This window comes from Lactobacillus pasteurii DSM 23907 = CRBIP 24.76 (genome assembly GCF_000297025.1).
Taxonomy (GTDB): Bacteria; Bacillota; Bacilli; order Lactobacillales; family Lactobacillaceae; genus Lactobacillus; species Lactobacillus pasteurii.
This window is the reverse complement of the sequence record NZ_CAKD01000008.1, coordinates 21873-38485: the sequence shown is the minus strand read 5'-3', so window position 1 is coordinate 38485 and position 16613 is coordinate 21873. Positions and strand designations below refer to the sequence as shown.

Below are 16613 nucleotides of genomic sequence, written 5' to 3'. Positions count from 1 at the left end.
TTACTCCTTTTCTAAACTAACTACGCCAGATTCCAAATGATAGATCTTGGGTTGTTTTATTATTTCCCAGGAAATACCTTCCAAATCTGTAGTTGTAATAAACGTTTGAGTCTTGCCATGAATATAATTTAAAAGCGCACTCTGACGCCCATGATCCAATTCACTCATTACATCATCCAATAGCAACAATGGATATTCTTTGGTCACATGATGCACTAATTTGATTTCAGCCAACTTGATGCTTAAAGCAATTGAGCGCTGTTGTCCTTGTGAGGCATACAGATGAGCATCCTTGCCATTTAAGAAGAATGCAATATCATCGCGATGAGGGCCAAGCAAGGTCGTAGCCTTCTTAATTTCAGCTGCTTTATTATTTTTAAAAGCAAGCTGCAGCTTTTGATAAATCTCCTCTACGCTGTCGCTCGGCTTAATCTCGCTAACTGACGGACGATACCGGATGGTTAGCTTTTCGCTAGCTAAGCTGATATGCTCATAAGCCTCTTGGGCTTGATCATTTAGATAATTCAAAAACTGCACTCGCCTAAAAATTATCTCAGCCGCAATTCCTGCCAGCTGATCAGATAAAACATCTAAAAAGATTTGGTCCTTTGCTTGCCCTCTGGCTAGTTGCTTTAAATAATTATTCTTTTGTTGCAGAACCTGGCGATACTTGCTTGCAAAATACAAGTATTCAGAATTGATTTGGCCAAATTCCTGGTCCATAAACTTGCGCCTCAAGCTTGGAGCACCCTTGATTAATTCCAAATCCTCAGGCGAAAAAAGGATCGCGTTGAGCTGTCCAACATACTTAGAAAGTTTGCTTTGCTCAACCCGATTAATCCAAACTTTTTTACCTTTTTTGCTAATGAGCACGCGCAAATCGAATTCGCGCCCATGTTTATGAACTTGGCCCATGATATTGGTATAGTCCTTATCAAAGGCAATCAATTCTCGATCGCTGCTAGTTCGATGTGACCTAGTCAAAGCCAAAAAATAAATCGACTCCAACAAGTTGGTTTTTCCTTGCGCATTTTTGCCAATAAAAATATTCACGTTCTTATCGAAATGGGTATCGACCATCGTTAAATTTCGATAATTCTGCGCAATAAAATGATCAAGATACATTATTGTTCCTGGAACTTGTAAACTTCCCCATTAACTTCCAGCTCGTCTCCTGCGCGCAATTTCTTGCCGCGACGATTTTCTGACTCGCCATTTAAAATTACGGGGTTATCTTGCAAATACCACTTAGCCTGACCACCTGATGAAATAATGCTCTCTTCTTTTAAGAACTGGCTCAAAGTTATATATTCGCCTTTTACTACAAAAACCTTGATAATACTCACCTTCTATGCCTTTTACTTACCTATATAATTATATTAGTAAATCAATTAAAAAACAAACTTATTAGCCATTTTTAGCCGATCTGAGCGTTTTTTTTATAATAAGCCTTTTCATAGTCAATGATCATAAAATTAATTCAGCGTAATTTTTTGAAATTGTAGCGAATTTTACATCAAAAAAGCATCCTGACTCAGGCAAGTTTATCTAGATCTGAATCAGGATGCTTTTACTAAAATGTTCTAACTGGCGTAATCAATTGAATAAATTCAATATCGCTCTTATTTGGAGTTACGGTGAATGGACGCAATGGTTGAGTAAATTTCATCATAATTGCATCAGTCACTGAAGCACGCAAGGCATCGCGCAAGTAGTCAGGGTTGAATGAAATCTTCAAGTTGTCTCCAGTTAAGCTCTTGAAGCTAATTTCTTCTTCAACATTACCAATTTCTGCAGAGGTACCGCTCAAAATGACCTTTTGGTTTTCAACGTCTAAGTTCAAATCAACCACGTTGTTGCGACCAACGTGAGTCAAAAGACTGGCACGATCAAGTGCGCTAGAAAGATCAGCCAAGTCGAATTCTACGCTAGTAGTGCTTTCAGTTGGAAGCAAGCGATCTGTGTCAGGATAATTGCCTTCTAATAAGCGTGAGTAGAATGAAATATTGCCAATCTTGCATAGGACTTGATTTTCGCCTGGGCAAACTGTGATTTCCGGATCAGTTTCGCCGATAATTCTTGATAATTCCTGTAAATTACGACCTGGGATAATCAAGTCGGTAGCAACTTGTGGTCCGTTATTCAAAGCAATGCTTCTTTCTGACAGACGGTGTGAGTCAGTTGCCACGGCCTTAATCGCATCGGCGCTAAAAGTAAAGTGAACCCCGCTTAAAATCAAGCGACTTTCTTGAGTAGCTACGGCAAATTGAGTTTCATTGATAATTTCTCTTAAAACTTTTCCACCGATAACAAAAGCGGACTCAGTTGAAATTTCTGGCAATCTTGGATAGTTGTTTGCATCTAGGCCATTAACTGTAAATTCGCTATTTTCAGATTTGATCTTGATTTGGGTGTTGCTAATTACTTCAAATGAAAAATCTTTCCCTGGCAACTTCTTAATGATTTCACTAAAGAATCTAGCTGACAAAACAATTGAACCAGTTGATTCGATGGTTAAATCATCGCTGCTTGGCAAGGTAATTTCAATTGAAATATCAGTATCGCTACCTGTCAATACTAATTGATCTTCATAAAGGTCAATCTTGATACCTGCCAAAATTGGAATTGATGCACGTGAAGAAATCGCGCGCATAACGTTGTTCAAGTTTTCGATAAATAAATTACGATTGATAGTAAATTTCATATAAACTCCTTAATAGAATTTCTGAGTACGGTATATTTATTGTTTATATATTTAAGTAATTAGTAGTAGTAGGGTCTGTGAATCCTGTGGAAAACTCTAATTAACCCAAATATTTCAAAAAAGCGCCGGTTAATAGTTTGTGGATAATTTTGAGCTTTTTCCACAATCTACCGATCAAGCATCTGCTTCAAATCATAAATGGCTGCCTTAATTTCAGAGTCGGTTTTTACCTGACGCTGAATTTTTTCAACGGCATGCATCACGGTCGTATGATCTTTGCCGCCGAATTCTTGGCCAATTTTTGGCAAGCTGGAATCAGTTAATTCGCGCGATAAGTACATGGCTATTTGGCGCGGAATAACAATTTGCCGCACCCGCTTTTTTCCTTTTAATTCAATCGTTGAAGTTTGGAAATAATTAGCCACGACTTCTTGAATTTTCGAGATTTGCAGGCCGCGCGTTTTTTGAACTAGTTTCAAGTCGGCTAAGGCTTCTCTAGCCAAAGTGACATTAATATCTTCTCTTTCAATTGTTGCATGCGCCTGAACTTTGACCAAGGCTCCTTCAAGTTCACGAATGTTGGTGTCAACTTGCGAAGCAATATAGTCGAGCGTATTGTCGTCGATAGTTAAGCCTTCTCCTTCTGACTTTTTGCGCAAAATTGCGATTCTAGTTTCTAAGTCAGGTGGCGTAATTTCGACTTGCAAGCCCCAAGTAAAGCGAGATACTAAACGCTCAGATAGGTCAGGAATTTCAGTTGGCAAGCGGTCGCTGGTCATAACGATTTGTTTTTGATCGTTATAAAGCGTTTCGAAGGTATGGAAGAATTCTTCCTGAATACCTTCTTTTTTTGCAAAAAATTGAATATCATCTACTAAAAGTAAATCACAGGTCCGATATTTTTCTCTAAATTGGTCCTGTGTTTTATTTTTGATTGAGTTGATGAAGTCATTTACAAAGGTCTCACTCTGAATATAAACTACCTTAGCATGAGGGCGCTCCGATAACATTTGATGGCCGATTGCCTGCATCAAGTGAGTCTTACCAAGACCTACTCCACCAAAGATAAATAAAGGATTGTAAAAGCTACCTGGTGAATCAGCTACGGCTAGAGCTGCTCCGGCAGCTAATTTGTTGCCTTCACCTTGGACAAAATTATCGAAAGTGTATTTGTCATTTAGCTTTAAATCCTTGGTAAATTCATCTCGGCGAGGTTCTGCCTTGGGAATAGGGATTTCGTGATGAGGCTTTGGCGTAACAAGACGTTCTGGGCCGGCTTGGCCTTCGATTTGAAAGACAGGTAAGATTTCTAAACCGGCATAACCATAAGCTGATTGAATTAATTGAGAAGAAAGATTTTTCTCCCAATAACCTTTAGATACAGGATTTTGGACGGCAATCAGCAATTCATGGCTATTTTTGTCGTAGGACAAAGGCCTCGTATTTTTAAACCATGCATTGTAGGCAACTTCATTAAATTGCGTACGCATTTCATCGTTGAAGTGTTGCCAAAATTTATCAAGATCAAACAAAGTTAATTCCTCCAAATATTAAAGCAAACTAATTTTAGCATTTTAAGACGATGTTTTCCACAAGTGAATAAATATTATTCAGAATTAACAGGGTGTGGAAAGTAAATTTAACATTCTTTTAATAACAGATGTTACTATTTGAATAGATGGACTTATAAACAAGCCACTTGTGCACAAAAAATATTGAAATCTCGCAAATAGATGCGGATTTTTAATTATTTTTCCACACCTTGTGGAATCAGTTTTCAACATGGTGTTCATTGTGGATAACTCTCTGGAGAAGATGTGTGCTTTTGGCAAATTCAAATTTTTCTTCTGAGATTTATCCACAAATAGCGGACAAAAAATCAGGTTTGAGTTATTCTGTCAATCATTTTTTTATATTTTTTACTTGGATTTTTGGGCGAATCATGCTATCCTTAGTAATAAATTGTGCAGTTAGCGCAAAATTATATGGAGGTGCAATAAATGACAACTAAGAGAACTTACCAACCAAAGAAGCGTCACCGTTCACGTGTTCATGGTTTCATGAAGCGTATGAGTACAGCAAATGGCCGCAAGGTTTTAGCAAGACGCCGTGCAAAAGGTAGAAAAGTACTATCTGCTTAAACCACTGAAATCCCAGTGGTTTTTTTAGTCTTTAGAGTGGAATGAAACGTTTTGAGAAAATCTTATCGTGTAAAATCTGAAAAGGATTTTCAGCAGGTATTTGAAGCTGGTGATTCAGTCGCTAATCGAGCATTTGTTATCTATAAAATAGAACGAGCAGAAAACAAACACTTTCGAGTAGGAATTTCTGTGGGCAAGAAAGTCGGTCATACGGCTGTAGCTCGTAATCGACTCAAACGTTACATTCGGGCTGTACTTACCGAGGAAAAGGCAAAAATTAATCCTAAAATTGATTTTTTGATAATTGCTCGGCCATACGCTCGTAATTTTGACATGACTAAGGTGCGTTGTAATTTATTGCATGCTTTGTCCTTAGCTCACGTCATTGATGAAATGCCAGATGAAATCGAGGAAAATGAGAGTGAAAGACATTCTGAATAAGAGAAATATCAAGCGCTTGTTAGCTGTCTTGGCAGTAGTTGGGCTTGCTGTTGTGCTTACTGGATGTGCTTCTAATGGTCAGCCAACGACTCATTCAGTTTCCCATACTAGCGGCAGCTGGTGGGATCGTTGGATTATCTACTATATGTCGCAATTCTTGTTGTGGCTATCTGACCTAATGGGCAAGAATTATGGTATGACAATCGTTGTCTTCACCATTATCGTCAGAGTGATTTTGTTGCCACTGAACGCAATGTCAATCAAGAGTTCAACTAAGATGCAACAAATTCAGCCAGAAGTACAAGCTTTGCAAAAGAAGTATCCAGGTCGTGATGCTGAATCAAGACAATTGTTGAGCCAAGAAACCAACAAGCTATATAAAGAGGCAGGAGTCAATCCATATGCTGGATGCCTACCTTTATTGATTCAGTTGCCAGTTATGTATGCATTGTATGATTCTATTGTGAAGACGCCGGAATTGCAAAACGGACATTTCTTATGGATGGACCTTGGTAAGCCGGATCCATACTACGTAATGCCAGTCTTAGCAGTTGCCTTTACTTTTGTCTCAACTTACATCAGTCAGATGTCAATTCCAAAGTCGAGCCAAAACATGACTTCTAAGATCATGATGTATGCAATGTCTTTACTGGTTGGTGTTTACGCTATCTTCTTCCAATCAGCAATCTCACTCTACTGGGTAGTTTCCAACTTGTTCCAGGCAATTCAAACTTTCTTCTTGCAAAATCCGTTCAAGTATCAACGTGAGCAAGAAGCTAAAGCTACGGCAGAACGTGAGCGTAAGCGTAAATTGCGTAGGGCATACAAACGTATAGGACGTAAAAAGTAAATAATGAATCTAAAAATCATTTTTAGATAAAGTAGTCAAAGTGCTTTATCCATCATGATCTATTTCGTGATGGCATATTGCGCTTTTTTTATTGAAAAAAGGACAGATTACTATGGTTAGAACTTTAACTGAATTTGATACAATTGCTGCCATTTCGACTCCAATTGGCGAAGGTGGTATTTCAATCGTGCGGATGTCTGGCGAAGATGCAATCAAGATTGCCAATCGAGTATTCAAGGGCAAGGATCTTGAAGCAGTTGATTCTCACACGATTCATTATGGTCATATCGTAGATCCAGCTAAAAAGATGACGATCGATGAAGCGATGGTAAGTGTCTTGAGAGCGCCTAAGACTTTCACTCGCGAAGATATCGTTGAAATTAATTGCCACGGTGGAATTGTGGTTACCAATCATATCTTGCAGCTTTTACTAGCAAATGGCGCTAGAATGGCTGACCCAGGAGAATTTACCAAGCGGGCCTTTGTTAACGGCAGAATCGATTTGACTCAGGCCGAAAGCGTGATGGATATCGTCCGTGCCAAAACCGATAAAGCACGTCAAGTGGCTGTCGGACAGTTAGCCGGAGGACTTCTGACTAAGATTCGCCAGATGAGACAGGAAATTTTGGACACTTTGGCCAATGTTGAAGTTAACATTGATTATCCTGAATACGATGCCGACCAGATTACCGCTAAGCAAATGACTGAAACCTCGCAAAAGGTTATCGACCAAATCGATCAATTATTGCAAACTGCCCAGGAAGGAACTATCTTGCGCAATGGCCTAGCTACAGCGATTGTTGGTCAGCCTAACGTCGGCAAGTCTTCCTTATTGAACTATTTGACTCAAAGCGATAAGGCAATCGTAACTGACGTTGCTGGTACAACTAGAGACACCTTGGAGGAATACGTTTCAGTCAGAGGCGTTCCATTGAAGTTGATTGATACTGCTGGGATTCATGACACTGAAGATAAGGTTGAAAAAATTGGGGTTGAGCGCTCGCAAAAAGCGCTTAGTCAAGCAGACTTAGTTTTGCTATTGATCGACGCTAGCCATGACTTGACTGAAGAAGATCGCAAGCTGCTCGAGATGACAGCTGACAAGAAGCGAATTATCGTTTTGAATAAGATGGATCTTGGTCAAGTATTGACGGTTGACGCAGTCAAAGAATTAACTGGTAGCGAAGTTGTGACAACTTCTATTCTCAAGCAAAAGAATATGGCTGATCTAGAAGACATGATCAAGAAATTGTTCTTTGCCGGCATTGAAAATTCTAACGATCAAATTCTAGTTACCAACCAGCGCCAGACTGGCCTACTTAATAAGTCCAAACAGGAGCTGCTTGATGTGATTAAGGCACTAGAAGATGAAGTGCCAGTTGATATTGCACAAATTGACTTTACCGGAGCCTGGGAAACTTTAGGCGAAATTACCGGTGATAGCGCGCCTGACGAATTGGTCAATGCTTTATTTAGTCAATTCTGTTTAGGCAAGTAAAGGGGTAGAACTTAATGAAGAAATACGATTCAAACGAATATGATGTAATTGTGGTTGGGGCTGGTCATGCTGGTTCAGAAGCAGCCTTGGCCAGTGCCAGAATGGGTCAAAAGACGCTACTTTTGACAATTGGGCTTGATATGGTTGCTTTTATGCCATGTAATCCATCAGTTGGTGGTCCTGCTAAAGGAACCGTAGTTAGAGAAATCGATGCTCTAGGCGGTGAAATGGGTAGAAATATCGATGCCACTTACATCCAAATGCGGATGCTTAACACTGGCAAGGGACCAGCAGTTAGAGCCTTGAGAGCTCAAGCTGACAAGTGGCTATACCACGAACATATGAAGGACGTAATCGAAAACACTGAGAACTTGACTTTGCGTCAGGCATTGGTTGATGACTTGTTAGTTGAAGATGGAATCTGCAAGGGTGTTATTACCAATACCGGTGCTAGATACCATGCTAAAAGTGTCGTCCTTACTACGGGGACAGCCGCTCGAGGCAGAATCTTCATTGGTGAATTGAATTATTCATCTGGTCCAAACAACACCTTGCCAGCAATTAAGTTGTCAGAAAACTTGGAAAGACTTGGCTTTAAGTTGCGCCGCTTTAAGACTGGTACTCCTCCAAGAGTTAACGGCAATACCGTTGATTATTCTAAGACTGAAGAAGAGCCAGGGGATGAAATTCCAAGACACTTTTCTTATGAATCAAAAGACGAAGATTACTTGCGCGATCAAATTTCATGCTGGATGACCTACACTAATACCAGAACCCATGACATTATCAATGCCAATCTGGACCGTTCACCAATGTTCAGTGGCGATATTGTCGGAGTAGGCCCGCGTTATTGTCCATCAATTGAAACTAAGGTAGTGCGCTTTGCAGATAAGGATCGTCATCAATTGTTCTTGGAACCAGAAGGTCGCAATACTAAGGAAGTCTATGTTGGAGACTTTTCAACTTCAATGCCAGAAGAAGTTCAATTGGAAATGCTCCACACGATCCCAGGCTTAGAACATGCGGAAATGATGCGTCCAGGTTATGCAATCGAATATGACGTGATCGACCCATGGCAATTGACTCACACCTTGGAAACCAAGAACATCAAGAATTTGTTTACAGCTGGTCAAATGAACGGAACTTCCGGCTATGAAGAAGCTGCTGGACAAGGTTTGATTGCCGGAATCAATGCAGCTTTGAGAGCACAAGATAAGCCAGGCTTTACTTTGGGTAGGGATGAAGCTTATATCGGCGTTTTGATCGATGACCTAGTAACCAAGGGAACTGACGAACCATATCGTTTGTTAACTTCTAGAGCAGAATACCGTTTGATTTTGCGTCATGACAATGCAGACTTGCGTTTGACTCCTTATGGTAGAGAATTAGGCTTGATTTCAGACGATCGCTTTGAAGCATTTGAAGCTAAGAAAGCAGAAATCGAAGCTGCTAGAGCACACCTAGCAACAATTACCATTCACCCAACAGAAGCTATTCAAAATTACTTGGCTAATGTTGGCGAAGATCCACTCAGCAACGGCTTGAAGGCGGACATCTTCTTGCGTCGTCCTAGAGTGACAATCAATGATATTGAACGTTTGACTGGTGAAAAGATTTCAGATGATCGCTATGTCAAAGAGCAGATTGAAATCAATATCAAATATGAAGGATACATAAAGAAGGAAAAAATCCGGATTGATCGTCTACGTAGACAAGAAGCCAAGAAGATTCCAGTAGACATTGATTACAATGCAATTGAAGGCTTGGCGACTGAAGCTAGACAAAAGTTTGAAAAGATTCGTCCTGAAACGCTAGCTCAGGCAGAAAGAATCTCTGGTGTAAATCCAGCTGACTTGGCAATTTTGAGTGTTTATATTCAAAATGGACGCTACCAGAAAAAATAATTACTAAACAGAAAAAGATCTTAAATTAATTACCAGTTCGTAAAATGCGGACTGGTTTTTATTTTGTCTTTTTTATCAATACAATATTTAGATAAACATTTTTTAGCATGATAAGAGCTGTAAACTGTATGATATTTTTAATAATGAAAGCTGTAATAATTATGAATGTAAATTTCAAATGGATTATTAAGAATTTACCGGTATGGTTGTTATTTTTTATTGTTCTTATGCTAGTTGCCGGTGGTTTTGAAGGGGTTATTAATGGGATAATTTTAGGACAATTTCCAAATTTAGTTGGTAAAAGCAGTGCAGATCTAATTTTATTTTTGCTTGAAAGCACGGTGATTTTTATCGCCACTTATACTGCGATTGTCTTGCAAAATATTTTCATCAATATTGCACGCAAGCGTCTAAGGGTTAAGCTAAAGAAGGCAATGCTAATCAATAGTTTTGCATTGAGAGAAGATGCTAGCAGTGGTTTGAACCATATTAGTAATGATGCAACTAAAATTGATGAGCAATATTTTGCTGTCATTGCCGGAATTTTATCAACTGGTACGGCAGCAATTATTTCTACAGTCTATGTTTTACGAGTAAATTTGTTAATGGGAATAATTTTTGTCGCTTTTTCATGTTTAAGTTTAATTCCAATGCTTTTTGGCAAAAATAAATTAGGAAAATTAGGTAAGCAATGGAGCGATGAAAATAGTAAAATGATGCGATCAGCTAGCGATTGGTTTAATGGCTTACGTGATATTTTGCAGTATCAAGTCCAATTACCATTTTTTAAAAAGGTTAGAGGTTAGCCAAGATGTGGAAACTAGCGAAGGCACGCTATTGAAACAAGAAAATCTACAATGGTGGATCCAATATGCTAACTTAATGTTTACCGTCTTGGCAATTGTTGTACCTTGGGCAATAGGTTTTTATTTTATTACTACGAATCAATTTTCAGTGACGATCAGTTCTTTGCTTTCATTAACATTATCAGCTAATAGTGTTGTTCAAAATTTTCGAGGATTAATGCAATATTGGGCACAAGTTGCCAGCACTAGCGAAATTAGAAAAATCAAATTGGTTAGGGATGACATTTTTGAAGACAGTAAGGTAGAAAGTGTTAAGCCAGATATCAAATTTGTTGATGTTAATCTATCTTATGAAGGAAGTCCAATTTATCAAAATATAAATTTTGATCTACCCTATGGTAAGAAAATTTTACTTCAAGGACCTTCAGGATCAGGGAAAAGCACGTTACTTAATCTAATTTCAGGTTTGCTTAAAGCAGATAGTGGCATGATAAGGATTGGCGGTATTGACCCTAATCCAAATCAATCAGTTTACATTGCTCAAATTCCTTGGATATTTCAGGGAACAGTTAAAGATAATTTGTCTTTAGGTGAGAGCTTTACTGATAAACAATTGTTAGATCTCTTGGAACAGGTAGGTTTAGCTAGTGAATTAGGAAAGGAACCTTTAAACAGGGTCATTCATCCGGAAAAAGAAGATTTATCAGGTGGGCAAAGGCAAAGATTAGTGATTGCAAGGGCACTTTTACGCGACTGCCCAATTATCCTATTAGATGAAATTACGGCGGCACTTGATGATAAAAATTCAGATGCAATTAGAAAAATTCTCTATAATACACCTAAGACGATTATTGAAAGTGCTCATCATATTAATTTTGAATTGATGAAAGAATATGGCTTCGATTCTTGGAAAATAGAAAATTATAAAATTAGGCATGACTAATACGCTTTTGAGCTTTAATTATTGCTGATAAGTTAAGAAGTAAAACTCTCTGAATCGGGTAAAAATAACTTTAACTTTTCAAAAAACAAAAAAATTTTTTCAAAAATTAAACTATTCGTATTTATACAAATATAGCATATTTAAAAAATAGTACTTGCTTTTGGTAAGCAATTCACATTTAAAAACGCTATCATACAGCCGATGGCACTGTATTACACGTCAAAGTTTGTGAATTCACAATCTTTTAAAAAGCGTTTACATCGTTGTTGCACTGGGAAAAATAATGTTTGCAAAAAATAAAGTTTGTGTTTTAATTGAGTTGTGATAAATAAAAAGTTTTTAAGGAGATGCACTTAAAATGGCAAAAATTAATGGCTCAGACGCTATGTTAAAAGTTTTATACGACTGGCACATTGACCACATCTATGGTTTCCCAGGTGGTTCATTTGACTCAAGTATGAACGCTATTTACAACTTTAGAGACAAGATGAAGTTCATCGAAGTTCGTCATGAAGAAGCAGGTGCTTTAGCTGCTTCAGCAGAATACAAGCTTACTGGTAAGCTTGGTGTCTGCTTCGGTTCAGCAGGTCCTGGTGCTGCTCACTTGTTCAACGGTTTGTACGACGCTAAGTTCGACAAGACTCCAATGGTAGCAATCATCGCTAACGTTCCAGAAGGTCGTCAAGACATCGACTTCTTCCAAGCATTTGACGAAGACAAGTGGTTCCAAAACGCTAGTGTATGGTGCCGTCAACCTAAGACTGCTGAACTTATTCCAACAGTTGTTGACGAAGCTATCCGTCAAGCTTACGCAAGAAAGGGTCCTGCAGTTGTTATTATTTCTAAGGATCTTGGTTGGCAACCAATCGAAGACAACTTCCGCGTAAACTACGACGCACACGTTGAAGACAACTACGCAGCTCCAACTAAGTCTTCAGTTGAAGAAGCTGTTAAGTTAATTAAAGAAGCTAAGAACCCAGTTGTTTACTACGGTTTAGGTGCTAAGGGTGCTGGCGAAGAATTGAAGGAATTCGCTAACAAGTACAAGACTCCACTTCTTTCATCATACCTTGGTTTAGGTATCGTTGAACCAGCATTCCCAGCTTACATGGGTACTATCGGACGTATCGGTGCTAAGCCAGCTAACGAAATTCAAGGTCACGCAGATTTAGTTGTTTGGGTAGGTAACAACTCACCATTCTCAGTATTATGGTTCAACAAGAACGCTAAGGTTATCCAAATCGACGTTGATCCAGCTAAGTTTGGTAAGCGTCACTCAGTAGACGTATCAATGCTTGCAGACGCTAAGAAGTCACTTCGTGCTTTGATCGATGCAGGTGAAGAACGTGCTGAATCCCCACTTTACAAGGCAGCTCTTGCAGACCGTGAAAACTGGGATGCATGGATGGACTCATTCAAGGATGACCACCTTAAGGATGAAGGTCGTGTTCGTCAAGAACCAATCTTTGACGTAATCAACAAGTACGCAGCAGATGACGCAATCTTTGCTCTTGATGTTGGTAACGTAAACATGGACACTTGCCGTATGTTGAACCTTCACGATGACCAAAGATGGACTACTTCAGGCTTACACGCAACCATGGGTTACGGTGCTCCTGCTGCTCTTGCTGCAGCAACTGCAATGCCTGACCGTGAAGTATGGCAATTAGCCGGTGACGGTGGTTTTGCTATGATGAACCAAGAATTGTTGACTATGGCTCGCTACAACATGCACGTATTGAACGTAGTATTTACTAACGAAACTCTTGGTTACATCGAAGCAGAACAAAGAGACGAATCAAACCAACCTTTGTCAGGTGTTATTATGCCAGATAACGACTGGGCAAAGGTTGCAGAAGGTATGAACGTTCGTGGTGTAACTGTACGTACCAAGGACGAATTCGAAGCTGCTGTTAAGGAATGGAAGAACACTGATGGTCCTATGCTTATTGACGTTAAGTACACTAAGCACATGGCTTACTCAACTGAACTTAACACCCTTAACGACCCAGAATTCGTTAAATTCTACCATGCTGAAGCATTGAAGCCATTCGACTACTTTGCTGAAAAGTATGGTTTGGAAACTGATGCTGCTTCAGGTGCATCTCAACATGAAGAAGAACCAGAACCAGATCCAGAACCAGAAGCTACTTCAGGTGCTTCACAACATTAATAATTAATGTCGGTAGAATTCAAGAAAGGCGAAATCAAATGATTTCGCTTTTTTTGTTTGCTTTGTTTGCGTATAATTAGAAGAGAGTTTTTTGATGGAGGATTTTTTATGTCACAATTTGGTGTTATTGGCTTGGCCGTAATGGGCAAGAACTTAGCTTTAAACGTTCATAATCATGGCTTCTCTGTTTCGGGTTTCAGTATTGATAAGCCTGAAGTAGATGCCTTTGCAAAATACGAAGATGACAAGTTGACTGCTTGCTACACTTGGGAAGACTTCGTCGCATCACTTGAAAAGCCACGCAAGATTTTGATTCAAATTATGGCTGGTCGCCCAGTTGATGAAACAATCAAGAAGTTGTTGCCTTTGCTTGATAAGGGGGACATTTTGATTGATGGAGGAAACTCAAACTTCCACGATACAACTAGACGCTGCGAAGAATTAGCTCAATCAGGCATCCACTTTATCGGCATGGGTGTTTCTGGTGGTGAAGAAGGTGCCTTGAATGGCCCTGCTTTGATGCCTGGTGGAGACGAAGAAGCTTACAATGAAGTTGCCCCAATCTTAGAAGCAATCGCTGCTAAGACCCCAGAAGGCCGTCCATGCGTTAGCTACATTGGACCAAGTTCAAGTGGTCACTACGTAAAGATGGTTCACAACGGAATTGAATATGCAATCATGCAAGAATTCTCTGAAGTTTACGATATTTTGAGTCAAGTTGCTGGCAAGTCCAACGATGAAATGTCAGAAATTTTTGATAGCTGGAACAAGGGCTTGGTACCTTCGTACTTGACTGAAATTACTACTGCTGTCTTGAAGCAAAAGGATGACCTAACTTCAGACCACATTATAGATCACATCTTTAACGAAGCATCTTACAAGGGGACTGGTAACTGGATGTTAGAAGACGGTGTTAGCCTTGGTGCTCCAATCAGTGTAGTTGCAGAAGCAGTTATTGCTAGATTCATGTCAAAGGCAACTACTAGACAAGAACACCCAGAAGTAACAGTTAAAGAAGATACTCCAGAATTGATCGCTGCTTTAGAGAAGTCATTGCAATTGGCTCAAGCAGTTGCTTACGCTCAAGGCTTCCAACAATTGACCATGGCTGCTAAGGCTTACGACTGGAACTTGCGCTACCCATCTATTGCTCAAAACTGGGAAGCAGGATGCATCATCCGTTCAGCTATGCTTAAGGATATCGAAAATGCCTACGAAAAAGATGCTACTATTAGCGTTTTGTTCCAAGATCCATACTTCAAGAGCTTGATGGAAAATAATTTGCCAGCTTTGCGTCAAGTGATTGCTGTAGCTGCTTCAGCTGGTCTTCCAACGCCAACTCTTAGTGCATCTCTTAACTACTTAGAATCCATCTTCAATGACAATTTGCCTGCTAACTTGATCCAAGGTCAACGCGACTACTTTGGTGCGCACACTTACAAGCGTAACGACCGTCCAGGCACTTACCACATGGAATGGTACGAAGAAAAATAATCGTTGTTACACGTGTAACACAAAAAAGAACTCGATTTGATCAGAGTTCTTTTTTTGGTGTATGATAAATTTACTAAATTTCAGAGGTGGTTAAAGGTGAAAACTGAGGGCGGAACCAGCCTAAAATTGTTAGGACAGGCTCTTTTAGTGGGTATATTTACGGGAATTGTTGTTGGGATCTTTCGCATTGGAATTGAGACAACATCAAAGATTTGGTTAGATTTGTATCATATGGCACATCAAAATCCAGTTTGGCTATTGGTCATTGTGACTGGCTTGATTGCTGTAGCGGTGATTGCTGGCTATTTTGTCAAGCAGCAACCGCATGTGGGTGGATCAGGTATTCCAGAAGTAAAATTGCAACTGCAAGGCAAATTATCACTGAGCTGGCTGCCAATTTTATGGCGTAAGCTAATTGGTGGTATTCTAGTCATTGGTACTGGTCTATTTTTGGGACCAGAAGGGCCATCGCTTCAGCTAGGTTCAACGATTGGACAGGGCGTTGGCGAAAAGTTTAAGCAAAGTAAAACTAACTCTCGCGTGCTGCTGGCAACAGGAGCAGCCAGTGGTCTGGCAGCTGCTTTTGGAGCTCCGCTTAGTGGACCGTTATTTGTACTTGAAGAAGTCTTTCATAACTTCTCGCCAAGGGTTTGGCTTAATGCACTAGCAGGCGCAATTGCAGCTAACTTCGTTGTTTCGAATATCTTTGGCCAAAAGGCCGTTTTAGCGATTCCCTATGAACATACTTTTCCAATTACGATCTACTGGCATTTGGTCTTGCTAGGGATAATTTTGGGATTGTTAGGGCACTTATATAAGCTTGGCCTATTCAGCGTCAAGAAGCTCTATTTAAAGATCAAGATTTTGCCAAGATGGCTACACGGGTTGATTCCAATGGCCTTCTTGATCCCGATTGCATATTTTTGGCCAATCGTAACTGGTCCGGGCAATCCATTGATTTTGTCGCTAGCTAAAACCATTACCGCCCAGGGATGGGCGACAGTTGGCATGCTGGCCTTTTTCTACTTGCTAAGAATTGTCTTCTCAATTATTTCCTATGATTCTGGCTTGCCAAGTGGTATCTTCTTGCCAATCTTAACCATGGGAGCCTTGATTGGGGCAACTTATGGCAGCTTGATGGCTCAACTTGGTTTATTGCCTAGACACTTGATTATCAATCTAGTGATCTTTTCGATGGCGGGTTTGTTTGCGGCTATCATCAGAGCACCATTTACGGCAATTATTTTGATTACGGAAATGGTGGGATCCTTGCTACACCTGATGCCGCTAGCAGTTGTTGCCTTTATTGCCTTGTTAGTCGATGAACTCCTAGGGGGACGGCCAATCTATGATGTTTTGGCAGAAGGGATGCAGCCTAAGTCAGTCGAAAATAAGACTTGCGGCAAGGAAGATCAATTGACAGTACCGGTATATGAGAGCAGCCAATTGGTTGATAAGAAGGTAGCCGAGATTGAATGGCCTAAGGATACCTTGATCAAGATGATTCGCCGAGGAAGCGAAGAAATCATCCCTAATGGTCGGACGGTCATTGCAGCCGGAGATATGCTGGTATTAGCAGTTGACTCCAACCAGCGAGGCTATGTTTACGACAAGCTGAAAAAATTGCAGGAAGTCGAATTAGACGGATAGATTATCAAA

14 protein-coding genes are annotated in these 16613 nt (G+C 39.9%); 10 read left to right on the top strand and 4 right to left on the bottom strand.

Features of this window, described 5'->3' with window-relative positions; translation table 11 throughout:
• The 4 genes from recF to dnaA form a co-directional block, all read right to left on the bottom strand.
• Positions 1-1125 (bottom strand): DNA replication/repair protein RecF, encoded by a 1125-nt coding sequence (gene recF, locus BN53_RS01775; RefSeq protein ID WP_009559177.1) that lies wholly within the window; start codon positions 1123-1125, stop codon positions 1-3.
• A complete protein-coding gene (gene yaaA, locus BN53_RS01770; RefSeq protein WP_009559176.1) occupies positions 1125-1346 on the bottom strand; it encodes a S4 domain-containing protein YaaA in 222 nt (73 codons plus the stop codon). The genes recF and yaaA overlap by 1 nt, the downstream gene beginning before the upstream one ends.
• A 227-nt stretch (positions 1347-1573) precedes the next feature.
• The gene (dnaN, locus tag BN53_RS01765; RefSeq protein WP_009559175.1) at positions 1574-2704 is read right to left on the bottom strand and encodes a DNA polymerase III subunit beta; all 1131 of its coding nucleotides are present in this window, start codon (positions 2702-2704) and stop codon (positions 1574-1576) included.
• 167 nt (positions 2705-2871) lie between these two features.
• Positions 2872-4236, bottom strand: a complete 1365-nt coding sequence (dnaA, locus tag BN53_RS01760) for a chromosomal replication initiator protein DnaA (protein WP_009559174.1) — start codon at positions 4234-4236, stop codon at positions 2872-2874.
• 468 nt (positions 4237-4704) lie between these two features.
• Between dnaA and rpmH the strand changes: the two genes are divergently transcribed.
• From rpmH to BN53_RS01715, 10 genes are all read left to right on the top strand, one after another.
• Entirely contained in the window at positions 4705-4845 is a 141-nt protein-coding gene (rpmH, locus tag BN53_RS01755; RefSeq protein WP_008472873.1) for a 50S ribosomal protein L34, read from the top strand.
• Between the two features lie 51 nt (positions 4846-4896).
• A complete protein-coding gene (gene rnpA / locus BN53_RS01750; RefSeq protein ID WP_009559173.1) occupies positions 4897-5286 on the top strand; it encodes a ribonuclease P protein component in 390 nt (129 codons plus the stop codon).
• Positions 5267-6136, top strand: coding sequence for a YidC/Oxa1 family membrane protein insertase (locus BN53_RS01745; RefSeq protein ID WP_133286405.1), 870 nt, complete (start codon positions 5267-5269; stop codon positions 6134-6136). Before rnpA ends, BN53_RS01745 begins: the two co-directional genes overlap by 20 nt.
• 112 nt (positions 6137-6248) lie before the next feature.
• Positions 6249-7634, top strand: a complete 1386-nt coding sequence (gene mnmE / locus BN53_RS01740; protein ID WP_009559171.1) for a tRNA uridine-5-carboxymethylaminomethyl(34) synthesis GTPase MnmE — start codon at positions 6249-6251, stop codon at positions 7632-7634.
• 14 nt (positions 7635-7648) lie between these two features.
• Positions 7649-9538 (top strand): tRNA uridine-5-carboxymethylaminomethyl(34) synthesis enzyme MnmG, encoded by a 1890-nt coding sequence (gene mnmG / locus BN53_RS01735; protein WP_009559170.1) that lies wholly within the window; start codon positions 7649-7651, stop codon positions 9536-9538.
• Between the two features lie 128 nt (positions 9539-9666).
• A complete protein-coding gene (locus BN53_RS09825) occupies positions 9667-10344 on the top strand; it encodes a hypothetical protein (protein WP_236695142.1) in 678 nt (225 codons plus the stop codon).
• Positions 10345-10351: 7 nt separating this feature from the next.
• Positions 10352-11287, top strand: a complete 936-nt coding sequence (locus tag BN53_RS09820) for an ATP-binding cassette domain-containing protein (protein ID WP_009559168.1) — start codon at positions 10352-10354, stop codon at positions 11285-11287.
• 358 nt (positions 11288-11645) lie between these two features.
• Positions 11646-13460: a pyruvate oxidase gene (gene spxB, locus BN53_RS01725; protein WP_009559167.1), complete on the top strand. Its 1815-nt coding sequence runs from the start codon at positions 11646-11648 to the stop codon at positions 13458-13460.
• A gap of 108 nt (positions 13461-13568) precedes the next feature.
• A complete protein-coding gene (gndA, locus tag BN53_RS01720) occupies positions 13569-14954 on the top strand; it encodes an NADP-dependent phosphogluconate dehydrogenase (protein ID WP_009559166.1) in 1386 nt (461 codons plus the stop codon).
• A gap of 96 nt (positions 14955-15050) precedes the next feature.
• Complete coding sequence (locus BN53_RS01715; protein ID WP_009559165.1) at positions 15051-16604, top strand: ClC family H(+)/Cl(-) exchange transporter; 1554 nt, start codon at positions 15051-15053, stop codon at positions 16602-16604.
• Positions 16605-16613: the final 9 nt, after the last annotated feature.